This window comes from Xenorhabdus griffiniae, assembly GCF_037265215.1.
Classification (GTDB): domain Bacteria; phylum Pseudomonadota; class Gammaproteobacteria; order Enterobacterales; family Enterobacteriaceae; genus Xenorhabdus; species Xenorhabdus griffiniae.
Genome location: NZ_CP147737.1, coordinates 2557926 through 2583183, shown reverse-complemented (window position 1 = coordinate 2583183; position 25258 = coordinate 2557926). Strand labels below are relative to the sequence as shown.

General features: G+C 43.6%; 20 protein-coding genes. 7 read left to right on the top strand and 13 right to left on the bottom strand.

Going from position 1 to position 25258, the window contains the following annotated elements; translation table 11 throughout:
- Positions 1–26: 26 nt before the first annotated feature.
- On the top strand, positions 27–512 hold the full coding sequence (locus WDV75_RS11015) for a C40 family peptidase (protein ID WP_189760080.1): 486 nt from the start codon (positions 27–29) through the stop codon (positions 510–512).
- Positions 513–554: 42 nt separating this feature from the next.
- Here WDV75_RS11015 and WDV75_RS11010 read toward each other — a convergent pair whose 3' ends face one another.
- Complete coding sequence (locus tag WDV75_RS11010; protein WP_189760076.1) at positions 555–935, bottom strand: helix-turn-helix domain-containing protein; 381 nt, start codon at positions 933–935, stop codon at positions 555–557.
- A gap of 308 nt (positions 936–1243) precedes the next feature.
- On the opposite strand from WDV75_RS11010, the gene WDV75_RS11005 reads away from it, so the two are divergent.
- Positions 1244–1876, top strand: a complete 633-nt coding sequence (locus tag WDV75_RS11005; protein WP_273570769.1) for a hypothetical protein — start codon at positions 1244–1246, stop codon at positions 1874–1876.
- Between the two features lie 123 nt (positions 1877–1999).
- On the opposite strand, the gene WDV75_RS11000 is transcribed toward WDV75_RS11005, so the two are convergent.
- The 7 genes from WDV75_RS11000 to ppsR all read right to left on the bottom strand — a co-directional run bounded on the left by WDV75_RS11000 (position 2000) and on the right by ppsR (position 10257).
- Complete coding sequence (locus tag WDV75_RS11000) at positions 2000–2794, bottom strand: heme ABC transporter ATP-binding protein (protein ID WP_420497545.1); 795 nt, start codon at positions 2792–2794, stop codon at positions 2000–2002.
- Entirely contained in the window at positions 2794–3795 is a 1002-nt protein-coding gene (locus WDV75_RS10995) for a FecCD family ABC transporter permease (RefSeq protein ID WP_273570765.1), read from the bottom strand. The genes WDV75_RS11000 and WDV75_RS10995 overlap by 1 nt, the downstream gene beginning before the upstream one ends.
- Entirely contained in the window at positions 3792–4610 is an 819-nt protein-coding gene (locus WDV75_RS10990) for a heme/hemin ABC transporter substrate-binding protein (protein WP_273570763.1), read from the bottom strand. Before WDV75_RS10990 ends, WDV75_RS10995 begins: the two co-directional genes overlap by 4 nt.
- Positions 4607–5680: a hemin-degrading factor gene (locus WDV75_RS10985; protein ID WP_273570760.1), complete on the bottom strand. Its 1074-nt coding sequence runs from the start codon at positions 5678–5680 to the stop codon at positions 4607–4609. The genes WDV75_RS10990 and WDV75_RS10985 overlap by 4 nt, the downstream gene beginning before the upstream one ends.
- A gap of 74 nt (positions 5681–5754) precedes the next feature.
- The gene (locus tag WDV75_RS10980) at positions 5755–7788 is read right to left on the bottom strand and encodes a TonB-dependent hemoglobin/transferrin/lactoferrin family receptor (RefSeq protein WP_273570758.1); all 2034 of its coding nucleotides are present in this window, start codon (positions 7786–7788) and stop codon (positions 5755–5757) included.
- 299 nt (positions 7789–8087) lie between these two features.
- On the bottom strand, positions 8088–9134 hold the full coding sequence (locus tag WDV75_RS10975; RefSeq protein ID WP_273570756.1) for a 3-deoxy-7-phosphoheptulonate synthase: 1047 nt from the start codon (positions 9132–9134) through the stop codon (positions 8088–8090).
- Positions 9135–9393: 259 nt separating this feature from the next.
- Positions 9394–10257, bottom strand: a complete 864-nt coding sequence (gene ppsR / locus WDV75_RS10970) for a posphoenolpyruvate synthetase regulatory kinase/phosphorylase PpsR (protein ID WP_189760379.1) — start codon at positions 10255–10257, stop codon at positions 9394–9396.
- Between the two features lie 365 nt (positions 10258–10622).
- Between ppsR and ppsA the strand changes: the two genes are divergently transcribed.
- Positions 10623–13001 (top strand): phosphoenolpyruvate synthase, encoded by a 2379-nt coding sequence (gene ppsA / locus WDV75_RS10965; protein ID WP_273570754.1) that lies wholly within the window; start codon positions 10623–10625, stop codon positions 12999–13001.
- 527 nt (positions 13002–13528) lie between these two features.
- Here ppsA and ydiK read toward each other — a convergent pair.
- A complete protein-coding gene (gene ydiK, locus WDV75_RS10960; protein ID WP_273570752.1) occupies positions 13529–14638 on the bottom strand; it encodes an AI-2E family transporter YdiK in 1110 nt (369 codons plus the stop codon).
- Between the two features lie 212 nt (positions 14639–14850).
- On the opposite strand from ydiK, the gene ydiJ reads away from it, so the two are divergent.
- The 3 genes from ydiJ (at position 14851) to WDV75_RS10945 (ending at position 19557) form a co-directional block, all read left to right on the top strand.
- Positions 14851–17922 (top strand): D-2-hydroxyglutarate dehydrogenase YdiJ, encoded by a 3072-nt coding sequence (gene ydiJ, locus WDV75_RS10955; RefSeq protein ID WP_273570751.1) that lies wholly within the window; start codon positions 14851–14853, stop codon positions 17920–17922.
- A complete protein-coding gene (locus WDV75_RS10950; protein WP_273570749.1) occupies positions 17919–18332 on the top strand; it encodes a hotdog fold thioesterase in 414 nt (137 codons plus the stop codon). Before ydiJ ends, WDV75_RS10950 begins: the two co-directional genes overlap by 4 nt.
- 169 nt (positions 18333–18501) lie before the next feature.
- Entirely contained in the window at positions 18502–19557 is a 1056-nt protein-coding gene (locus WDV75_RS10945; protein WP_273570747.1) for a L,D-transpeptidase family protein, read from the top strand.
- Between the two features lie 92 nt (positions 19558–19649).
- Here the strand turns inward: WDV75_RS10945 and WDV75_RS10940 are convergent, their stop codons facing one another.
- The 3 genes from WDV75_RS10940 to tnpA form a co-directional block, all read right to left on the bottom strand.
- Positions 19650–19886, bottom strand: coding sequence for a major outer membrane lipoprotein (locus WDV75_RS10940; RefSeq protein ID WP_047770169.1), 237 nt, complete (start codon positions 19884–19886; stop codon positions 19650–19652).
- Positions 19887–20254: 368 nt separating this feature from the next.
- Entirely contained in the window at positions 20255–21724 is a 1470-nt protein-coding gene (locus WDV75_RS10935; RefSeq protein WP_338859769.1) for a transposase, read from the bottom strand.
- A gap of 99 nt (positions 21725–21823) precedes the next feature.
- Positions 21824–22240: an IS200/IS605 family transposase gene (gene tnpA / locus WDV75_RS10930; RefSeq protein WP_338861193.1), complete on the bottom strand. Its 417-nt coding sequence runs from the start codon at positions 22238–22240 to the stop codon at positions 21824–21826.
- Between the two features lie 22 nt (positions 22241–22262).
- Here tnpA and WDV75_RS10925 point away from each other — a divergent pair, with 22 nt between their 5' ends.
- Positions 22263–23471 carry a transposase gene (locus WDV75_RS10925; RefSeq protein ID WP_338859767.1) on the top strand — a complete coding sequence of 403 codons (1209 nt, stop codon included), beginning with the start codon at positions 22263–22265 and terminating at the stop codon, positions 23469–23471.
- Positions 23472–23556: 85 nt separating this feature from the next.
- Here the strand turns inward: WDV75_RS10925 and pykF are convergent, their stop codons facing one another.
- Complete coding sequence (gene pykF, locus WDV75_RS10920; protein ID WP_273558188.1) at positions 23557–24966, bottom strand: pyruvate kinase PykF; 1410 nt, start codon at positions 24964–24966, stop codon at positions 23557–23559.
- Positions 24967–25258 lie beyond the last annotated feature (292 nt).

Sequence of the window (25258 nt, the reverse complement as noted above, 5' to 3'; positions counted from 1 at the left end):
GAAAATTGATGATTGAGGGAAAGCAGATGGTAATAAGGATAAGGCATTTGTGCTTGTTATTGAGTTTTTTTCTTATTGGTTGCACCAATCCTGTTTCCAAGCCTAATTCGTCTCCGCTGAAAGCAGCTCTCTCTGATCCGATAATGGTCATTGCTCAGTTAAAAGATCAACTTGAACAATGGCAAAATACGCCGTATCGCTATGGTGGCATAGATAGGCATGGTATTGATTGTTCCGGCTTTGTGTACCGGACTTTTTCTGATCGCTTTAATATTCAGCTTCCTCGCACAACAAGTGAACAAACCCGAATAGGTACATGGATAAACAAAGATGACCTGATGCCAGGTGATCTGGTTTTTTTTAAAACCGGCAGTGGAAAGAGTGGGTTGCATGTGGGTATTTACGATACTAACCATGAATTCATTCATGCATCTACAAGTAAAGGCGTAATACGTTCTTCTCTTGATAATGTGTATTGGCGTCGTGTTTTTTGGCAAGCTCGCAGGATTTAATGTCTGTTATTTTCAGATCCGTATGATCCTGTATTTATTTTATTATTCACAGTATTTATATTCTTCACAATATAAAAATGTCTTTAATTCAGGCAGATATCCATTTTCCCGGAATTTAGCGGGCGTAGTATTAAAATGTCTTTTAAATATTCGGGTAAATGTAGCTTGAGAGCTAAAACCATATTGAAGAGCAATATCAAGAATGGGCAAATTGCCTTCACGCAAAGATCTGGCTGCTTCATGGAGGCGACGGCGGCGCACATATTGACCTAACGTACAGCCTTTCAACTCCTTAAAAATCCGTTGTAAATGCCATTTTGAATAACCACTTTTATGGGCTATCGCATCTATTTTGATACCTTCAGTTTGTTGAAGTTGGCTTTCTAACCATCTTACAATATCGTTGATAACATTTTCTAACATGTTTACCTTCCACATGGGTGGGGTTTTACTAAAAATATACTGATAAATAATAAGTTACGTTATTATGTGAGCCATTTTAAGAATTTCTTTTTTATCGTATACGCAAAATGTGCGGTTTCAGGTTAGTAACTGTTACCTATGGTTTATTTTTTTCTCTTATACCAATAGCCTTTCAAGATGCGTCTTGATTTGCAAGCGGCAACTTGAAGTTGGATTGGTATATAAAATAAACCAGCGCACCAGATGTTCATCAGATTTGAATGTAAGTGGTATTATACCCCGCGTTATTAATTATAAACGAGGATGTAATGCAATCGGATATTATCTATTTAACCAGAAAGCTGGTTTTTTTTATTTTTTACGCATTCGTGACAGCGGGAGTCACAGGTTTACTCTTTTTGGATGTTAATTACCTGAAAAATGGTGTACAGGAAGATTCATTGACTGAGATGTTTCAGGAGTTAACTTTGCTGATTATTGCTGCTTTACTGTTTTATGAAGTAAAGAAAAATGTAAAGTTGCGTCCAGCATTGGCATTAATGGCTGGTTTTTTCAGTTGTCTTCTGATCAGAGAATTAGATATCTATTTTGATAATCTCTTCTTTCATGGTGCGTGGTCATGGTTTGCCATTCCACTCGCTTTAATCTGTATTGGTTATGCCTGCAACAATGGGCGGCAAACTCTCTCTGGACTCGTCTATTTCACTCGTCACCAAAGTTATTCCATGATGGTTTGTGGTCTGTTGTGTGTATTGGTGTTTTCCCGTTTATTTGGTATGGGGGCGCTGTGGCAGGGATTGATGGATGAACATTTTAACCGGACGGTTAAAAATATGGTGGAAGAAGGCTGTGAAATGTTGGGTTATGCCCTATGTTTTATTGCCACACTTTGGTATTTGCCTGCCGCCCGCAAGCAACGTATTTCTAAAAATATTATTTAATTTCAATCTGTTTTGGACTCAATTTTTCAATGCTTACTTATTTGAAGCAAATTTTGCCGATCACAGCAAAATTTGCCTTTCTTGTCCGCTTCTCATCATTAAACGAAAATAAACGATAACCGTCTATTGGCGAAGATAAATCTGTGGTTGATGAGTTTCGGGGTGCTGCATAACGCCCAAATCGGCTTGATACCATTGCTTAAGAATATCGTCACGCAGTACATCTTGTGGAGTACCAGATGCGACTAATTGGCCTTTGTGCAACAAGATAATTTTATCGGCATAAAGTGAAGCCAGGTTCAAATCATGCAGTACACAACAGGCAGCAATGGGATGCTGTCGTGTCAGGCGGTGAACCAATCGCAATGTATGTTGTTGGTGATAAAGATCCAGTGCCGACGTGGGTTCATCCAAAAACAGACAAGATTCGGTAGGTTCAGGGTGCCAAAGTTGAGCTAACACTCTTGCCAGTTGAACCCGTTGTTGTTCTCCCCCCGATAATTGCTGATAATTCCTGTTTCTCAGTTCTTCACACTCTGTCAAAGCAATCGCTTCATCAATGGCGATTTTTTTATGGGCATTTTCATGGGGAACACGTCCCATAGCAATGACTTCCTCTACACTAAATGGAAAAGAGAGGGCGCTATATTGCCGCATGACTGCACGAATACGAGCCAGTTGCTGAGTTGGCCAGCGAGAAATAGGCGTTCCTTTTAACAGACAATCTCCTGAATTGGGTAGAATATAGCCGGTCAATAGACGTAACAGTGTTGATTTTCCCGCCCCGTTTGGGCCAATAATTGCTACAACTTCCCCTTGACGCAGGGAAAGGGAAACATCCTTGATGATCTGACGCTGCCCGATGAAATAATTTAAATTTCGTGCTTTAAGTAAATTATTTGACATGATCGGTTCCATTATGAACGGTTTCTTGATGGCTTAAGGATAAGCCATAAAAAATAGGGGGCACCGATCAAACCAGTAATAAGACCTACTGGCATTTCAGCAGGGGAAACTAATGTCCTGGCTAATGTGTCGGCTTTTAGCAGAAGACAGGCACCACCGAGGGCAGATATCGGCAATAGCCAAGTATGATCTCCCCCAAACCGCTGCCTGGCAAGGTGTGGGATAACCAAGCCAATGAAGCCAATGACACCGGTCAAAGCAACGGCACATCCAACTAACAAGGCACTTAACAGCAATAATTGATATTTGGTGCGTTGGACATTAATACCTAAATAGTGTGCTTCTTCATCACCGAGTTGTAGCAAATTGAGTTTGCGTGATTGACTGACTGTCAGCATACAGACAGGGATAATGAGTGATGCCGCAATCGCCAGTGTTGGCCACTCTATTTGACTGAGTGAACCCATCATCCAAATGGAAAATTGGCGTAATTGTTGGTCGTTACTGATATAGCTTAATACACCAATAAATGACGAACATAGTGCATTAATGGCGATGCCTGCAAGAAGCAGCTTTGACAGGTTACCGTGGTTATATTTGTTGAGAATGAATATTAGGGTTGATACTAATAGACTGCCGATAAAAGCGGCAATAATATGTCCGTACAGCGCAATGCTGGCAGGTAAGGCGAAAGGCAGCACAATAAACATTGCAACGGTAAGAGCTGCACCACTGCTGATCCCTAATAATCCGGGATCGGCCAGAGGGTTACGAAATAATCCTTGCATTACGGCACCGGATATAGCCAGCGCTCCTCCAACGAGGATTGCCAGCAAAATACGTGGGAGCCGAATGTTTAACCAGATTTGCCACTGTGGGTCATCCAAAGAGGATTCCCACAGTGTTTTAAAAGAAAGTGGCAATGCCCCCATATTTGCTGAGCTAATTGCCAGAAGGAACAACAATAAACTCAGCACTATCACACCGAAACTGGGAGAGCGGGAATGGCTCATTGCGCTTTCTCCGCAGCATCACGGACTTGTTTCATCACAGCGGGTGTTTGCAGGCCGAAACCAAGCAGGCCCATTTCATCAACAACCACGACTTGTTTTTTCTTTCCTGCTGGTGTGAAACTTAACCCAGGAAGCTGCCAAACTTTATCCATCCCACCTAACGTTTTTAGCCCTTCGGTGCTGACTAGCAGTAAGTCCGGTTTGCTGGCAATAACCCCTTCCTGAGATAAAGGGCGATATCCCTGGAAACCTTGCATCGCATTTTTTGCCCCAATGGCACGAATAATTTGATCGGCTGCGGTTTTCTGACCAGCTGCCATTGGCATAATGCCACCGTGACTCATAACAAAGACTACTTTGGTGGAAATATCTGATGTGGCGATATCTGCGAGTTGTTGCCGATATTGAGCAATCAATGCTTCACCACGTTTTTCCTGGTTGACCGCCTTGGCGACGGTCATGATTTTTGCAGGAACGGCTTCTAACGAGGTTTCGCTGGTCACTTTAATAACTTTTACACCGGAATCTTCGACTTGCTTGAGTGCTAGGGACGGTTGGGCCGACTCACTTGCAATCACCAGTGAGGGGCGCATGGATAGAATCCCTTCTGAATTCAACATCCTCATATACCCGATGTCGGGTAGGGAAAGCAGTTCTTTGGGATTTTGGCTGGTACTGTCCCTTGCGACAACGTTCTGTCCTTCGCCAAGTGCAAAAACAATTTCAGATACATCGCCACCAATGGTCACAATGCGTTCAGCAGAGAACACATTGAAAGAGATGGCAAGCATAAATGTTAGAAGCCATTTTTTCATGCTACACAAGTTTCCTGTTCTGGTTGCAGTTTAGGTAAAGCAGCAATTTGTTCACGCCACAGGGCTTGTTCAGGCGTACCTTCAGTGCGTTGGCCGTACAACTGTGCGATTTGGTTGCCATTGGCATCAAACAATTCAAGGCTGGTGACGAAGCCACAATCGGTGGGTTTGCGGGTAACCCAGCTTTCTGCGACGGCACTTTCAATCAGGTGCAGCGTGAAATTGCGGTTGAAAATGTTGAGCCATTTTTGGGAAGAATTTTCTTCCTGATACGGCATCAAACGTTCCAATTTACCCGTGAAAATCTGGACACAACCACGGTTTCCGACAAAGATCATGATTTCGTTTTGATCTTTATAGGCAACGTCAACAAGTTGAGTGAGTGCTGAATTATCCACGCGATAAGCTAAATCATCTTTAACGGCGTTAAAAATCTGCTGGCGGTTAAGATTGTGCCGTTTCATCATGATGAAGAATTGATGAACATCCGTCATGGCACGCCATTCTTCATCTAACTGTACTTTCAGTTGTTCCGTTACTTCTGCATGTTCAGGCACTTCTTCTGGCTGAATTTCCAGCGCTGGATTTTCACTCGTCTGATATTTTTCGATCAGTGCATCCCATGCAGCCATATCGGTGTTGTTGGTGGCATAGACTTTATGCAACGCATCGCCTTGGCGGTCAAAGAATTGAATGCTATGACGCACACCATTCTTGGCGGGTTCAACCAAAGAGAAAACACTGCTCCAGTGTTCGAAGAATAGACGCAAGTCAAGCTCACGTGGGTTAAGGATTAAACCAACATGTGGGCTAAATTTGGTATTTTCGTAGCGTCCAATATGTTCATGAACGGCAAAGTCATTACGGGTAATCGCCTTAGTTTCGCCAACTGTTGCCAGTTCTTGAAGCAGGGTAGGAGCGTCAATATTCAAACGTTTTGCATCGATACCGACACGGCTATGCAATAACTCGCCTTCGCTGACATTAAGGTAAGCAGCCAAATCGCGTGCATATTTAGCTTTGTTTTCTGCCTTGGCTTGTAGGTAACGTTCATAAAGTGACTGATTCACAGTTGCTAGCTCCTTAAAAAAACGGTGTTTAAACAGTGTTGTTCTAAAATCGAGATAATAATTTGTTTGTTCTTCTACCACTGGTAGCTGACAAACAGTTTGGCATTACGGCCATGCTGTGGTGCTCCCACTGATGAGTAATAGGCTTTATCAAAAGCGTTGCCCAATACAACGGAGGTAGTTAGCCCTTTTAATGTTCCAGTGCCATGATAGCTAACGTAGAAGTCATTGACGCCATAACCTGCGTATTGAGAAACCTTCCGACCGAATTCATCTCTATTAGTGCCATATTCTCCTTTAACTTGGGTATGTTGGGTGAATTTACCGATCCATCCAATAGAGAAATCTGTGTCAGATAATGGAATATCCAAAGTACTGGTTAGGGTATCAGGACTGAGTGCTCCTATAGATGCCCCAGTTTTTTCGTTCTTACCCGTTGTTCGGTTATAAGCAAGATTCCAGGAGAACCAGTCAGAATCATACGTCATAGAAACATCCCAACCCCAAATCTTAGCTTTTGGAATGTTGATTGATTGTGTGAAACCTTTCCCCATGGTGAATGTGATGTAATCTTTCGCTTGAGTATCAAAATAACTGGCTTTAAATTTCAGGCCATCATTGTTGGCAAACAGTTCATCGAAACGCAACCCGAAACCGTATTCCTGAGTTTCATTACTCTCAGGACGTAGGTTTGGATTGGGTTTCCAGTAGTTTCCAGGAAAATGCATGGAATCGTTATACATTTCACCCATGGTCGGAGAACGGAATGCTTGAGAATAAGAGGCAAATAGCATTGACCAATCTGTAGGGGTAATACTAATGGCGCCTTTTGATGACCATTTATCGGCACTAACATCATCATATTTGCTATTTGTGGCTTTGTAATTGTCGTAACGTGTACCCACAATAAATGAGACAGGTAAATTACGCAGGGTCATTTCATCTTGAACCCAGCCAGATGCAAAACGGATATCGGCATTGGGAAAGCCCATTACAATACTGCTACTTGGCTTTTGTTTTTGTTTATAGGCTTCACCACCATAGGTAAATTGGTGGGCTGCAAAGGCAGCACTTCCCAAATGGGAGCGGTTTTCAAGTTTTATACCATAAGTTTCTTGTTTACGGCCTTCAAAAACCTTATCTTTGCTTCTGTTATTAATATTGATATCGGAATAATAAATATCTGCTCTGGCGTTTAACCAACTATATTGGGCTGGGTTTAATTGATAAGACAATTGAGCATCACGTTGCGCTGTGGTGCGGTCTACTCGTTTGTTTCTCCCGTCATAGGTGCCTTGTGGATTTTTAGGCTCATGTGCTTCATTGCGGTAATAACGCAAGTTGCCACTGAGCTTTTGGCTATCATCTATTTTCCAGGAGCCTTTTACCAAAGCATTGCCACTGAATTCATCGTTATTTTCTGTTATACCCTTACCGAAACGGATATTACCCGCGTCACGGGTGCCAAATGCAACTAAACCATCAAACTGTTCGGTTTTACCGAATGCAGCGCCCCCAAATCCCAGACTGTGGTCACCGCTCCCTGCGCGGCTAAAAACACGAAAACCCGTATTTTTGCCTGCTTCCAGTAAATCAGCAGCATCTACTGTTTGATAGGCAATAACACCACCCAATGCACCACTGCCATAAAGGAGTGCTGATGGGCCACGGACAACTTCCACTTGCTTAATCAAAGCGGGATCGAGGAAGACACCATTAAGGTGTCCGGTGTCAGTTCCTTGCCGAATACCATCAACAAGGGTCAAAACTCCTTTTTGGGTATAACCCCGAATGCTGATATCTTGCCCATTGGTGCGGCCAATACCCGCGACACTAACGCCTGGAATATTGTGCAGTAAATCATTTGCGTTGCCTGCAACCTGACTGCTGGCTGAATTGCCTTCAATGACTGTCACCATCATAGGGGCTTCAAAACTGTCACGTTGGTTGCCAGTGGCATAGACAGTTACCGTGTCTTTGGAAGATTTCTCTTGCTTGGAATGTACTGTTTCCGAAGGTACTGCTGTGGCATACGCAGAAGATAAACTCGCGAAGATGAGTACACTTAATGTAGACAATTTCAGGCTTGGTGATTTAATTAAAGTCATGCAAGTCAATTTCCATAGTGAAATAGTGCGTTCTTATGAACACAATTAACTGATATATCACTGTTATTTAGCAGTGAGTTTGTTAGATTTTTTATTGTGTCAGAGTTGACCATCAATGCAGTTGATTTTATTGAACAATAATTATTCTGATATTGAGAATAATTATCGTTTCAATGGTGGTTAACTTCAAGCTATTTTTTCTATACCTGAAATTTTAAGTTAATACTTTGATTTTAAATGATTTAAATTTATGATTATTGGCTCCCGATAGTCGGTGGGAGCCAAAACAGGGAAAGTATTCAGGAACGATTTCTCATGGCTTCATCAAGAATATTGATAAATTCTTCCGTGTCTTGCCAGCCAAGACATGGATCGGTAATAGATTGGCCGTAGGTCAAAGATTCTCCCTTAATAACTTTTTGCGTTCCTTCAACTAAAAAGCTTTCCGCCATAACACCAGCAATTGCTGTTGAGCCAGATTGGAGCTGTTCACCAATATTTCTTGCTATATCCAATTGACGACGATGAATTTTCTGGCAATTAGCATGGCTACAATCCACAATTAAGCGTTCAGGTAAGTGAAATTCACGTAATTTATGGCAAGTTGCTGCAATATCTTCAGCACTGTAATTCGGTTTTTTCCCACCACGCATAATAATATGTCCATAGGGGTTGCCACTGGTTTGATAAATTGTCATCTGACCGTTTTTATCTGGGGACAAAAACATATGTTTGGCTCGTACTGCACGTATTGCATCAATAGCGATAAGCGTATTGCCATCCGTCCCGTTTTTAAAACCCACTGGGCATGACAAGGCAGAAGCCATTTCTCGGTGAATTTGGCTCTCTGTTGTTCTGGCGCCGATCGCTCCCCAACTGATTAAATCAGCAATGTATTGACCAGTGACCATATCCAGAAATTCTGTGGCTGTCGGGACGCCTAATTCATTGATATCAATTAACAGCTTACGGGCAAGTGCGATCCCTTGATTAACCTGGCAAGAGCCGTCTAACAGGGGATCTGAAATCAAGCCTTTCCAGCCAACAACGGTTCTCGGTTTCTCGAAATAAGTTCGCATCACAATGTTGAGATTTTGCTGGTATTTTTTGCGCAGGAGGCGTAAGCGAGAGGCATAATCAAGAGCTGCATCAACATCGTGAATGGAGCAAGGGCCAATAATAACCAATAGACGTTGATCTTCGCCTGTTAGGATGGATTCAATACGCTTTCGTGACAATGTCACATTTTGTAAGATTTTGTCTGATATAGGATATTGTTCTGCAAGCGCTTTAGGTGTGATCAGGCTATCAATGCGGTGGGTTCTTAACTCATCTGTTTTGTACATATACTTTCTTTCTCGGATTTTATACGCATTACCTTTCAAGTTGCTCATTATAAGACAACATAACTCATTGTTTCTCCTCGCTTCGCAGGGAGAAACAATGTGCATCTTGAAGTGAGATAGGTATACTTCATATTGTGACAGAGTCTGAAATAACTGGGGATCACAATAACTCAACCCCCAGTAAATTCAACAGACAATCATGATATTTACGCGAGAAAGTGTCGTGAATAAATATTGTTAAACATGTTATGTTTTGCAATCAGAACATGCGGCGTTTTAATCCCATACTGTCAATAATTTTGGTCGAAATCTCTTCGACAGAATAATTAGTGGTATTCAGGTAATTGATCTTATTTTTTCGGAATAAAGCTTCAACTTCAGCAATTTCAATCCGACATTGTCGTAATGACGCATAACGGCTATTTTCACGCCGCTCTTCACGGATAGCAGCAAGCCTTTCTGGGCTAATCGTCAGTCCAAATAATTTATGCTGAAAGGATTTTAAAGCGGCGGGTAACTGCAAATTATCCATATCATCTGCGGTAAAAGGATAATTTGCCGCCTGAATACCAAATTGCATGGCAAGATAGAGGCTGGTTGGTGTTTTTCCACACCGAGATACGCCAAGAATAATGACTTGAGCCTGATCAAGATTACGTAATGAAATACCATCATCATGGGCGAGAGTGTAATCAATGGCAGCAATGCGAGCATCATATTGCCCCAGATTTTTTTTCGATAAGCCGTGAGTTCGGTGTAATTCCGGTTTTGGCGCCAGGCCAATTTCTTGCTGTAAGGGGGCCACTAATGTTTGAACAATATCCTGACAAAATCCGTTACTGCGGGTAATAATGCTTTTGACTTCATCTGAAATGATGGAATAAAAAACTAATGGCTTGATTTGGGTTTGCTGATATATCGCGTTTATTTGATCTCTGACTTCCTCTGCTCTGGTTTTGCTTGTCACGAAAGGTAAGGTATAGGAAGTGATCGTAATTGGAAATTGGGATAACACGGCGTGGCCTAATACTTCAGCTGTGATTGCCGTTCCATCAGAAATAAAAAATACGCTGCGTTGTAGTATTTCATTTTCCGTTGTTTGGGAAGGATGAATGTCTATCATTGTCTCTCTTCTTTTATCGTTATACGCATTAAACTTCAAGTTGCAACTGACACAACTCTATAAAATCACACGCATTTTGAAGTCAGATTGGTATATGCCCTTAAGATCCTTTCCAAATTATATACCAATCCAACTTCAAGATGCGTGTTATATTTCCCCGCTGCGCGGGGAAATATAAGGTCTCGCCTCGTCTTGCGGATTGCAACTTGAAGTTTATCGAGTATACCTGTAAAAAAATAATATTGTTGGGTTGATCGATTCACCTTTCTATATCTGGCAAGACAATGTGCTAGGCTATTTCTTGCTGTGAAGTGCAGCTTTCATTTTCCGATTTGTACCTCCGAATGTAAAAAGGGTAGTTTCTAATGTCCAATAGTGGCCTCACCTCAAGCAATGTGCTCTGGTATAACCAATTAGGTATGAACGACGTTAATCGGGTTGGTGGTAAAAATGCCTCGCTTGGCGAGATGATCACCAATCTGGCTGAGCTTGGTGTGTCTGTTCCCAATGGTTTTGCTACAACTGCACAGGCATTTAATGATTTTCTGGAACAAAGTGGTGTGAACCAGCGTATTTATCAATTGCTGGATGAAACCAATGTTGATGATGTCAATCAGTTGGCTAAAACTGGCGCGCAAATTCGTCAGTGGGTGATTGATACGCCATTTACGGCTCAACTTGAAAAAGATATCCGTGATGCCTATCTGCAATTGTCTGAAGGCGAGCCTGATGCTTCTTTCGCCGTGCGCTCTTCTGCCACCGCGGAAGATATGCCGGATGCTTCTTTTGCTGGACAGCAAGAAACTTTCTTGAATGTGCAAGGCATTGATGCGGTGATGGTGGCTATCAAGCACGTCTTTGCATCACTTTTTAATGATCGCGCTATTTCTTATCGTGTCCATCAGGGGTATGACCACCGTGGTGTGGCACTTTCTGCGGGTATACAACGCATGGTGCGTTCTGATTTGGCTTCCTCTGGCGTGATGTTTACGATTGATACTGAATCAGGTTTTGATCAGGTTGTCTTCATTACATCAGCATATGGTTTGGGGGAGATGGTTGTTCAGGGAGCGGTAAACCCGGATGAATTTTATGTCCACAAACCGACGTTGAATAACAATCGTCCTGCAATAGTGCGCCGTAATCTTGGCTCTAAAAAAATACGCATGGTTTATGCAAATAGTAAAGAGCATGGGAAGCAAGTGCGTACGGAAGCTGTATCAGAGGAATTGCGCAATCGTTTCTCTTTGACTGACAGTGAAGTGGAAGCGCTGGCCAGACAAGCTTTGCTAATTGAGAAACATTATGGCCGTCCGATGGATATCGAGTGGGCGAAAGATGGGCATAATGGCAAGTTATATATTGTTCAAGCCCGTCCTGAAACTGTCCGATCAAATCAGCAGGTAATGGAACGTTACCAACTCAATGAGCAAGGTAATGTATTGGTGGAAGGTCGAGCCATTGGGCATCGTATCGGTGTTGGGACTGTTAAGGTTATCCACAATCTGAGTGAAATGGATCGTATTCAAGCGGGGGATGTGCTGGTCACTGATATGACTGATCCGGATTGGGAGCCTATCATGAAAAGAGCAGCAGCCATTGTCACTAATCGTGGAGGGCGTACCTGTCACGCCGCTATTATTGCTCGTGAGCTGGGAATTCCGGCTGTTGTAGGGTGTGGCGATGCGACTGAACGTTTACAAGAAGGTCAACAGGTAACGGTTTCTTGTTCGGAAGGTGATACAGGTTACGTTTATCAGCATAAACTAGATTTCAGTGTTCAGAGTTCCCAAATTGATAAACTACCGGAATTGGATGTGAAGATCATGATGAATGTAGGTAATCCTGATCGCGCTTTTGATTTCGCCTGTTTGCCAAATGAAGGGATTGGCTTGGCTCGACTGGAGTTTATTATTAACCGAATGATCGGTGTGCACCCTCGTGCTCTGCTTGAATACACCAAACAATCTCCTGAGCTGCAAGAGCAAATTAACTCGTTGATGACTGGTTATGATGATCCTATTGAGTTTTATATAGGGAAATTAACCGAAGGGATTGCAACGCTAGCGGCAGCATTCTGGCCTAAACGTGTGATTGTTCGCTTATCAGATTTCAAATCCAATGAATATGCGAACTTAGTGGGTGGAGACAGGTATGAACCACAGGAAGAAAACCCAATGCTGGGTTTCCGTGGGGCAGGGCGCTACGTTTCTGACAGTTTCCGCCAATGTTTTGCGTTAGAGTGTGAGGCGATCAAGCGGGTACGTAATGTGATGGGATTAACTAACGTTGAGGTGATGATCCCGTTTGTGCGTACTGTTGCTCAAGCGGAAGCAGTGATAGCGGAATTGGCATCTCAGGGTTTGAAACGCGGTGAGAATGGCTTGAAAGTTATCATGATGTGTGAAATTCCATCGAATGCGCTACTAGCAGATCAATTTCTTGAATATTTTGACGGCTTCTCAATTGGTTCAAATGATATGACGCAATTAGCTCTGGGATTAGATCGCGATTCTGGTGTGGTATCCGAATTATTCGATGAACGTAATGAAGCGGTAAAACAACTGCTTTCCATGGCAATTCAAGCGGCTAAACGGCAGGGGAAATATGTTGGTATCTGTGGCCAAGGGCCTTCGGATCATGAAGATTTTGCTCAATGGTTAATGAAGGAAGGAATTGACAGTTTATCATTGAATCCTGATACGGTTGTGAAAACGTGGGTTGCTTTGGCTGGAAGTAATTAATAGCATTTGTATTAACCCAATTTCAAGTTGCCGCTGGCAAATCAATGTGATTGTTTATATCTCCCCGCGTAGTGGAGAGATATAAGACGCATCTTGAAAGGCGAGTGGTATAATTCAAATATAAAAGCCTGTTAAGATCCTTTCAGGCTTTTATATTCTATGTTACAGATTTTTTGGAGTGCAAAAAAAAGCCTATCATGGGCTGACAGGCAAAGACTACACACAGCAATATATATACTTCGTTGAACCCAGCCTATGGCGTTATAAGCTGAGGTAGCAATACTCTGGGAAACATTTGTTTCGATGGAGTGAATACTAATTTAATAGGTGAGTTTATTCATTAAGAATCCTCTTAATAAATAGAGATTAGAAAAGAAACTGTATAAAAATAACTTTTTTGCAACAATTTTCTTTGCGGGTTTTATTTTTTACGAAAAATGACTTTATATTTTAGATGGGATTGTGATGATATATTCACCATTTTTATAATTGCGCGAAAATACTATTTTTTTCGCGCAATTATTTAATTATTTGACGTGCTTTTCCCCGAAATGTTTTTCCATATCTGTCATTTTTCCTTCGGGTTTAGGAACTTCATTCATCCATGCCAATAGCAAACTGTAAGAAACAGCCAATACAACAGGCCCAATAAATAGCCCGATGACACCTAATGAAAGGATCCCGCCGATGACTCCGGTAAGAATTAATACCATCGGCAAGTCAGCACCAAGACGGATCAGGAATGGGCGTAGGACACCATCCATAGTGGTTAATATCAGGCTCCAGATAATTAAAATCGTTCCCCAGGTTGTTTCTCCCGTCCAATAAAGCCATGCGATAGAGGGAATGAGAACAAGCAGAGGCCCTAGTTGAGCAACACAGCATACGAACATGAGCACTGTCAATATCATGGGGTACGGAATGCCGGCAATTGCCAACCCAACTCCGCCCGCAATGGCTTGAACCAATGCCGTTACCACTACGCCAAGAGCTACGGCTCGGATCGATTGAGCAGCCAGCAATACGACGGCGTCACCGCGTTTATCCGCCAGCCGGATAGCAAAATGGCGGATACTCAGCATAACCTGATCCCCCTTCCAATAAAGTAATACACTGAACATGACCATCAGTGCCAGATGGAAAAGAAAGCGCCCTGCATTAGCGGCTTGGGTAAAAAACCATGTTGCTGCTTTACCGATGTAAGGAGGAATTTTGTTGAGCAGTATGTTACCGCCATCAGCAATCAAATCCTGCCATTTAAGATATACATCTTCGCCAATGACAGGGACTCGATTGAGCCATTCCAGCTGTGGCAGGTGGAAAGAGGAAGGCGATTTTGCCCATTCAATCAATGGCGCACTGTTTTCTACCAGGCTACTGACAAGTAACGCAATCGGAATAACAAATAGCAAAACTAACAGTAACGTCATGACAGAAACCGCAATCCAGCGTTTTCCCCATAGTCGTTGTTGTAACTTTTCCAATAATGGCCAAGTTGCGATAACCACCATTCCTGACCAAATAAATCCCAAAATAAAGGGACTTAACACCCAAAAGCTGGTGGTAATGAGCAATAAAATGAAGAATAGAGCGAATAACAACTTAGGTAAATCTTGGTGTGATTGTGATTTTTCCATGAAATCATTTCTCAGGTAATTAAATAGTGTTGGCAGTAACAACGGTAATTAAATATAACGATATTTCATTGGTTGCTCAAAATCGACAAATATTGTGATATGGTTGAAAACCTGCCAGCTCAGAAAGTAGAAAATTGTCTGAGTTACGTTATCCAAGATAGTATATAGATAAAGCAATGTGGATATTTATTAGAATAAGGGGCAATTAGCCAATGATCCCACGTATATCACAAGCCCCCCATGTCAGTGAACTGGCACAGAACTATTTGACTGTACTGAAAGAAGCGGGTTTTACTGGAGATACCGCCAGTAGTTATGCCGATAGGCTGACTATGGCGACAGATAACAGTATTTATCAATTGTTACCACAAGCTGTTGTATTTCCTCGTTCCAGTGCTGATGTTGTTTTGCTGACAAGAATAGCAGAAGAGGAGCGTTTTAAGGCGCTGACGTTTACTCCCCGTGGCGGTGGAACTGGCACGAATGGACAATCACTTAACAATGGTATTGTGGTGGACATGTCCCGTTATATGAACCGTATTTTGGAAATCAACCCAGAGCAGGGATGGGTAAGGGTAGAAGCTGGTGTTATCAAAGATCAGCTTAATCAATACCTAAAACCTTTCGGTTATTTTTTCTCCCCAGAACTTTCAACCAGTAATCGTGCTACGTTAGGCGGTATGATCAATACAGATGCTTCCGGTCAGGGATCGTTGGTTTATGGTAAAACCTCGGACCATGTACTGGGTGTCCGTGCTGTTTTATTGGGAGGGGAAATGTTGGATACCCGTCCTATGAGTACAGCATTGGCGGAATCGATTGCCCAAGAAGAGAATATCGTTGGTCGTATTTATAAAACGGTATTGGAACGTTGTCGTGAACAACGGAAACTAATCATTGAGAAGTTCCCTAAACTCAATCGATTTTTGACGGGATACGATTTACGCCATGTATTCAGCGACGATATGCACTCTTTTGATCTCACCCGTATTTTGACGGGTTCTGAAGGTACTTTGGCCTTCATTACCGAGGCGACGCTGGATATCACACCGTTACCTAAAGTCAGGCGCCTGGTGAATGTCAAATATGATTCCTTTGATTCAGCCCTACGTAATGCTCCCTTTATGGTCGAAGCCAAAGCGCTCTCAGTGGAAACGGTAGACTCTAAGGTACTCAATCTGGCGCGCGAAGATATCATCTGGCATTCAGTGAAGGAATTGATTACGGATGTGCCTGATAAGGATATGCAAGGTCTGAATATTGTTGAATTCAGTGGTAATGATGAACAGAAAATTGATCAGCAGTTGCAGGAGCTTTGCTTACGCCTTGATGAATTGATGGAAAAAAATCAGGCGGGCATTATTGGCTATCAGATATGCCATGATTTGAGGGATATTGAGCGCATTTATGCCATGCGGAAAAAATCCGTCGGATTGTTAGGCAACAGTAAAGGTCCAGCTAAACCCATTCCATTTGTCGAAGATACTTGTGTTCCTCCTCAACACCTTGCCGATTACATTGCTGAATTTCGCCAGCTTTTGGATAATCACCAACTGAATTACGGCATGTTTGGTCATGTAGATGCAGGTGTTTTACACGTGCGTCCTGCGTTAGATATGTGTGATCCTCAACAGGAAATCTTGATGAAACAGATTTCTGATGAAGTTGTTCATTTGACGGCCAAATATGGTGGTTTGTTATGGGGAGAACATGGAAAAGGTTTTCGAGCAGAATATAGCCCTGCCTTTTTTGGTGAGGTTTTGTATAACGAATTGCGCCGAATAAAAACGGCATTTGATCCACTCAATCGACTCAATCCGGGGAAAATCTGTCCACCAATTGGCGTCGATGCACCCATGATGAAAGTTGATGCAGCCAAGCGTGGGACTTACGACCGTACCATTCCTGTCAATGTAAGGAGCGCATTTCGTGGCGCAATGGAATGTAATGGTAATGGGTTGTGCTTCAATTTCGATGTCAAAAGCCCAATGTGTCCATCAATGAAAATCAGCCATCATCGCATACATTCTCCCAAAGGCAGGGCGACTCTGGTGAGAGAATGGTTGCGGCTTTTGACCGAACAAGGGGTTGAACCCAAATTGCTGGAGCATGGGCTGGATCAAGCGCGCCCCAGTTTGCGGGGATTGATTGAAAAGACTCGTCATAGCTGGCTGGCGTGGCGAGGTGAATATGATTTTTCACATGAAGTTAAAGAGGCCATGTCAGGTTGTTTAGCCTGTAAAGCGTGTTCCACACAATGTCCGATCAAGATTGATGTCCCTTCGTTTCGTTCACGTTTCTTGGCTTTGTATCACAGCCGTTATTTGCGTCCATTGCGTGATCATATTGTTGCTAATGTTGAACACAGTACGCCATTGATGGCAAAAGCGCCGCGAATATTTAATTTTTTCCTGAAACAACCGTGGGTACAAAAAATCAGCCAGCATACCATTGGCATGGCTGACTTGCCGTTACTCTCCTACCCGACATTGCAACAGCAACTTGCTGGTCATTATGCAGCAAGGACAACACTGGAACAATTGGAAGGTATGTCATCATTACAGCGTGACCAACATGTGCTGATTGTCCAGGATCCTTTTACCAGTTATTACGATGCGAAAGTGGTCACCGATTTTGTATTGTTGACAGAAAAGTTGGGGTATAAGCCTGTCTTATTGCCATTTTCACCCAATGGAAAGGCGCAGCATGTTAAAGGGTTCTTGAATCGATTTGCCAAAACCGCGGGAAAAACGGCTGACTTCCTTAATCGGATAGCGCGCCTGAATATTCCTATGGTAGGTGTCGATCCTGCTTTAGTTCTGTGTTATCGGGATGAATACAACGCTATTCTCGGTGAGCGGAGAGGAGATTTTAACGTTCAGTTGGTACATGAATGGCTAATCAGCATCCTGCCGGAAAAAATATCACAAGTGAAAAATGATGATTCCGTGTCCAGAGATGCCTGGTATCTGCTTGGACACTGTACCGAAGTAACAGCATTGCCTAATAGCGGCAAACAGTGGGCTGATATCTTCTGCCATTTTGGTCACCAATTGAATCATGTCAATGTTGGGTGCTGTGGCATGGCGGGTACTTATGGTCACGAAAAGAAAAATCTGGAGAAATCCATTGGCATCTACAAACTGTCATGGGCTCCGGCACTGAAAAATTTATTCTTAGAACACTGCCTAAGTACAGGGTATTCGTGTCGTAGCCAAGTGAAGCGCATAGAAGGAAAACAGCTTAAACATCCATTACAAGCCCTATTGGAGATAATGTCGTGATTTGGAAACGTAATATAGATGTAAATACACTGAATCAATTTAATAGTGAGTGTATGGTAAAACATGTCGGGATCGAATTTACCCAGATTGGCGATGATTTTATCGAAGGAACAATGCCAGTCGATCAACGAACTAAACAGCCATTCGGGATCTTGCATGGCGGGGCATCTGTGGTATTGGCTGAAACACTTGGCTCGATTGCAGGTTATCTCTGTTCGGAAGGCGAACAGAAAGTGGTGGGAGTAGAGATTAATGCTAACCACCTTAAATCTGTTCATGAAGGCATGGTTAAAGGCATTTGTAAACCTGTCCATCTTGGTCGTTCACATCAGGTTTGGCAGATTGATATCTATAATGATCAACAACAATTATGCTGTACGTCTCGCCTGACAACAGCAGTTCTGTCTTAATTACCTTACCTGTTACATTTTTGTTCCTGTCAGTATTTGGCTGGCGGGAACAACTGAACGATATAAATCCTGCTTTGATTACTACGAATGAGATAGAATAGTTTTGCAAAGTAGGCTATTAATTAACCACCAACACTCAAGCCTCAAGCATCATTTTCAGGAAGCACGTATGAAGCGATTTTTAACTGTTATCGGCATGTTCTTGATTGGCATGTTGTCGTTAAGTGGATTGATTCATATCGCCCATGCTATCGAATATCCATTGCCTCCTGCCAATAGCCGCCTGATTGGCGAAAATTCTACCCATATTGTGCCCGATGACGGGCGTCCGTTAGAATCCATTGCCGCCAAATACCAAATAGGATTATTGGCGATGTTGGAAGCAAATCCTGGTGTCGATCCCTATTTACCTAAACCTGGCACTGAGTTAATTATTCCATCACAGATGCTATTGCCGGACACTCCCCGCCAGGGAATTATTATCAATTTGGCCGAACTTAGGCTCTATTACTTCCCTGAGGGAAAAAATTATGTCGTTGTGTATCCTATTGGAATAGGTCAACTTGGGCGTAACACACCGATTATGACAACGTCAGTCAGCCAATTAATTAAAAACCCGACATGGACACCAACCGTTAATATTCGCAAGGATTACGCTAGCCGGGGAATTATTTTGCCTGCTGTCATTCCCGCCGGCCCAGATAATCCAATGGGGGATTTTGCCTTACGTTTGGCGGCTGGACGCGGTGAATATCTGATCCATGGTACAAATGCGAATTTTGGCATTGGTATGCGTGTCAGTTCAGGATGTATTCGTTTGCGGCCTGAAGATATTGAAGATTTGTTTCGGACTGTCCCACGCGGAACGCGAGTCCAGATCATTAATGAACCGGTGAAATATGCCATAGAGCCAGATGGTAAGCGCTATGTGGAAGTTCATCAGCCATTGTCTAATAAAGAGACAGATGATCCACAAACAGTGCCGATCCCACGTTCTGAAGGCTTAGTGAAGTTCATTAATCATCGTGAAACAGATGAATTCCTTGTTGATCAAGCGATTATTCGTCGTTCAGGTATGCCAGTACAGGTAAATACAGGGCGGGTTGCGAATAGCCAAGTGAAAAAGGCGATTTTAAAACCAATTGAAGATACCGCCCCCGAAATTAAACCAGCTAAGATACCACCATTACATCAACCAGGGCCAATCTATCAACCTGATGCCTAAGAAATTGGGAAAGATAGGGGTAAGCTGAAGAAATAGAAATGGCGTACCACTGTACGCCATTTGTTATCAACAATTTTTACCTACTATAAAGATTATTTCTTGTATGAACGAACTTGGTTATCAAGGCGCTGATTAGCACGAGCAGCTTCGTCTCTGGCTGATTGTACATCAGAACGAATAGAACTAAGATCACTGCTCAACTGGTCAACTTTAGAACCGAGAGTTTGAACCTGAGAGGCGAGTTGTTCAACTTTAGTTGCGCTTGAGCAACCCGCTAACAGAGTAGAAGCCAGAATTACTGCACCAAATACAACTTTAGTACGATTCATTACATTACCCTCTAGATTAAGTTAATCTCCAAGTAGCCATCTAAGTATTACACAAACTATTTTAGAAAGAGAATAAATTTTTGCTACGAAAAAAATTCCGCATAAACAAAGTGTGGCTTATCCGTTTATACGCATTAAACGTCAAATTGCAATTTACAACACGCTATGAAACCTGATTTTTCCCCGCTTAGAGGAGAGAAATCAATAATCACATTGATTTGCAAGCGGCAAACTTGAAGTTAGATTGGTATAGAAATATAAAAAGCCCAATTTGCATAATACAAATATGGGCTTTTTTATCAGGTGCGCCGTAAAACCCCGTCCTTCAGAGGGTGTCGTAAAAGGGGGGAGGTCATTTTTGCAACGCGTTAAGTTGAGATCCTCTCCCATTTTTCAGTGCCTGTTATTTGAACCAATAACAGGCTGAAAATTATCCATAATATCAGAGCCACTGCTCTTGATAAGTTATAGGCCATCGCATGCAGGGTAAATTCCAGCTTTACCGCTGATAATCCTCTACGCCGAAAGCGCTCCAGTCCCTGAATTCCCCGCAAAGCTGAAAATACCGGTTCTACTCTGCTTTTTCGTTGACTCAATATCCGTTTTGACTCAGGGTTAGCCATATGCAAACGCAGTTCATCCCGCTTTTCATCTTCCCGATAGCGTTTTATTTTTCTTCCACCTTTGGCCCGTGTACATTGGGTTTTTTGCCGGCATTGAGTGCCATTGGCACTGCCATAGACCCGATAACCTCGCGCTTTTTCTGACGCGGCCACGGTGCTTTTCAACGATAATGAATGATGGGCCGGGCAGAGATAAGTGTCTTTCTCAGCATCATAGATAAATAACGATTTGGGGGCGATTGTTCGGGGGCTCTGCCGGGTTGAATTTTCAGAGCAAAACAGCGGGATCTGATATTTTTGTGCCTCAGCCATCACCGCGTCATGGAAATAACCGGCATCCAACAACAATTTGTCCGGATGATATCCCGATAAATTGAAATTCTGCACCAATAAATCCGCCATTACCCGTGTCTCACTGGATGGATCTACGGTTTGGGCGACGATAATACGTCCTGTGTTGACTAAAACAGACGGTTTATAGGCTGTTGAAAATCCCTTTCCCCGCTTGAGTTTCTGGACGACAGCGTCTGGCTCTGTGGGATTAATACGTAACTGGCTACCATCTTTCCCCTTTTTTGCCCGGTTTTCTTGCCGGCGTCGTAATACTTCTGTGCCCTGTTCCAATTGCTGAAGACGTTTCTCTGTCTGCCCCGTGGCAGGCGCTGCACTGAGGGTCTTTTTTTCGCGGGAAATGGCTGCCTGAGTCAAAAGATGATAATGAGAACACATGGCCTCAATCACTGTCCCGTCACCCGCCAGACACGAAATACCGGATTGACTGCGGCGCAAAACAGATAAGGTCAGCTCTTTAAAAAACATCCCCGTCAGGACAGTTTGATGCTGATAAATGAAACGTCCAAGACTGGCATGATCAGGGGTAATTCCCTGACTGACCCAAATACAGCCCAAATCTAAACGCGCCAAGCGTTCAAGTGCTCTGAGCGAACGCTGTCCTTTCATGATCCCATAAAGCAGGATCCCCATCATGGAGCGGGGAGAATAAGGAGCCCTGCCTGTTGAAGCATAATGACGTTCGAAAGGTCCCCAGTCTTGTTCATCCAGGATCTCCGCGACAATAAGTGCACTGTGTTCTCCCATTTGCTTGAGATAATCCCCAAGGGAAAGAGAGCCATCCAATACAGGTAAATGCTGCGCTTTGACAAATTGACGTTGGGTGTGAACAGACGATTCCAGTTTTCGGGTGAATAAGGTCATAAAAGATCGGCGCCTAAAGGAAGAGCGCCGATCTTAATAGATAACATGAGCTTTTACGACACCCTCTTCAGGGCGGGGATATAAGGCGCGGTTTTCCGACTAACCTGGTGTTTTCTGCTGCTCGATGTATTGCCGGATGATCGAGATCGGCGCACCTCCGCAACTACTTGCAAAATAGCTCGGTGTCCACAGAACGCCTTTGTAGTAATAGCGTAGAGCAATATCTGGACGGTCACGCCGAAGCAGCCTGCTGGAAACGCCTTTAAGACTGTTGACCAGATTCGATACTGCGAGCTTTGGCGGGTAGTTGATCAGCAAATGCACGTGGTCGTATTCGCCGTCCATTTCAACCAGTTCAACACCAAAATCAGCACATACGCTGCTAAAGTAGCTGCGTAGCTTTTCGATGGCATCCAGATCGAATATCTTTCGTCGATACTTGGCGACGAATACCAAGTGGACGTGCATCAGGAAAACACCGTGTCTTCCGCGTCGAATATCAGTTTCTTTTGTCATAGACCAAAGTATAATGATAGTCATGAAACGACTTCAAGCCTTCAAATTCCAGTTAAGACCAAATGGTCAGCAGGAGCGCGATATGCGACGCTTCGCAGGGGCTTGTCGCTTCGTTTTTAACCGTGCACTGGCACTCCAGAATGAGAACCATGCAGCAGGGAATAAATATCTCCCCTACACCAAAATGGCTTCATGGCTGATTGAGTGGAAATCCGTACCTGAAACACAATGGCTGAAAGAATCTCCCTCGCAACCGTTGCAGCAGTCACTGAAAGATCTGGAGCGCGGCTACAAAAATTTCTTCCAGAAGCGGGCTGCATTCCCCCGCTTCAAAAAACGTGGTCAACATGACTCATTCCGCTACCCGCAGGGCGTGAAGCTCGATCAGCCCAACAGTCGAATCTCGTTGCCAAAGTTAGGGTGGATACGCTATCGCAACAGCCGTGAAGTCATTGGCGAAGTGAAAAACGTCACGGTCAGCCAGTCATGCGGCAAATGGTACGTCAGTATCCAGACTGAATACGAAGTGACTGACCCTGCTCACAATGCAGAATCCATGGTCGGACTGGATGCCGGAGTAACAAAACTTGCCACGCTTTCAGATGGCACGGTATATCAGCCAGTAAGCAGCTTCAAAGCAAACCAACGTAAGCTGGCAACACTCCAGCGGCAGTTGAGTCGCAAAGTAAAATTCAGCGCAAACTGGCAGAAACAAAAACGGAAAATCCAGTGTTTGCACTCGCACATTGCCAATATCCGGCGCGACTACCTTCACAAAGTCACCAGTGAAATCAGCAAAAACCACGCGATGATCGTCATTGAAGACTTGAAGGTCAGTAACATGTCGAAATCGGCAAAAGGCACGGCAGAGAAGCACGGAAGAAACGTCAGAGGCAAATCAGGCTTGAACCGCTCGATACGGGATCAAGGCTGGCATGAAATGCGCCGTCAGCTTGAGTACAAGCAGCTCTGGCGCGGTGGTCAGGTAGTGGCGATACCGCCGGCATACACCAGCCAGCGGTGTGCCTGCTGTGGTCATACGGCGAAAGAAAACCGTCAGACGCAAAGTCAATTCGTGTGTCAGGTATGCGGCTACAGCGCGAACGCGGATGTAAACGCCGCACGTAATATTTTAGCGGCAGGACATGCCGTGCTTGCCTGTGGAGGGATGGTGCAGTCAGACCGCCCGTTGAAGCAGGAACCCACCGAGGTGAGTCAGGCTTCGGTCTGAACGCTGTAGGAATCCCCGTCCTTTAGGGCGGGGAGGATGTCAAGATCCCAGTGCTGCCCAAGTTTAGACAGCGCTGTTGTTTAGCTTATAGCACGTGAACAGAGGACGTGTTTGTGGTGCCGCTTGGCACTAATGCACCGGAAACCATGACAACGGTATCCCCTTTGTGTGCCATACCACTTGCCAATGCCGCTTCTTTACCAATACGATAAAAATCATCGGTAGAAGCGATTTCTTTGACAATCTGAGTGGAAACACCTTTGACTAACAGCAATTGACGAGCCGTGATTTCATTCGTTGTCAACGCAAGGATTGAGGCATTAGGGAAATATTTGCGGATAGATCTTGCAGACTTACCACCATATGTTGCCACGACAATTAATGGAGCTTCCAATTTTTCTGCAATTTCAACCGCGCCACGGCATACTGCTTCGGTAACGCGCAGTTTCTGAGTCCTGGTATGTTCAATTTTGCTGCCCATAACGCGATCTGTACGCTCACAGATTGTTGCCATGATGGAAACGGCTTCAACAGGATATTTTCCTTTCGCACTTTCACCTGAAAGCATTACCGCATCGGTACCATCTAAAATAGCGTTAGCTACGTCGCCTGCTTCAGCGCGGGTAGGGCGTGGGTTTTTGATCATTGAATCCAGCATCTGAGTGGCAGTGATAACAACCTTACGAGCTGCATTACATTTTTCGATCATCATTTTTTGCGCGAAGATAACTTCTTCTACCGGAATCTCAACACCCAGATCACCACGGGCAACCATGATACCGTCAGACGTTTCGAGAATTTCATCGAAGTTATTCAGACCTTCCTGGTTTTCGATTTTGGAAATGATTTGGATGTGTTCGCCGCCATGAGCTTTCAGATGTTCACGGATTTCCAGCACATCGGAACGTTTACGGATAAAAGATGCGGCAACGAAATCCACGCCTTGCTCACAACCGAAGATCAAATCCTGTTTATCTTTTTCTGCCAGTGCAGGCAGGTTGATAGAAACATTTGGCAGGTTAACGCCTTTGTTTTCACCCAAATCACCGTTATTCAATACTTCACAGATGACTTCAGTGGCGCTAGTGGCTTTAACTGTCATGGCGATCAAACCATCATCAACCAATATGGTGTTTCCTGGTTTCAGATCTTCTGGCAGACCGACATAAGTCACAGCGACACGCTCATGATTGCCAATAACAGATTTATCTGTTGTAAAGGTGAAAGTTTGGCCTGCGGTAAGGGAGACATCCTTGCCATCTTCCAGCTTCATGGTGCGGATTTCAGGCCCCTTAGTATCCAGTAAGATTGCGGCTTTTTTGCCCGTTTTTGCTACGGCTGAGCGAATGTTTTTAATGCGCTGACCATGCTCTTCGTAGTCACCGTGAGAAAAGTTCAGGCGCATCACATTCATACCAGCATTAAGCAGTTCGGTCAATTTCTCTTCGGATTCTGTTTTTGGCCCGATAGTACAAACAATTTTGGTTTTTTTCATGACAATCTATCTACTGATTTAATGGATTAAAAGAGTGAATCGCTAGCCATTAACATTTATGCCAGCATCATCTGGTGTTTTAAGTTGCGCAACATAATGAAAAACGGGTAGCAATCGAAAGTGAATAGTAGTAAGCGTCAAATGGTTTTTCAGCATGAAGTTCGGTATGTGCAGATATGCGGATTTAGTTCGACTAATCATCTGTAATTTTTTCTGGATTCGGTAAATTAATTAGCTGAAACCATTCAACTTATGACATAGGCGTATTATAGAGACTAATTTCTGTGAAATG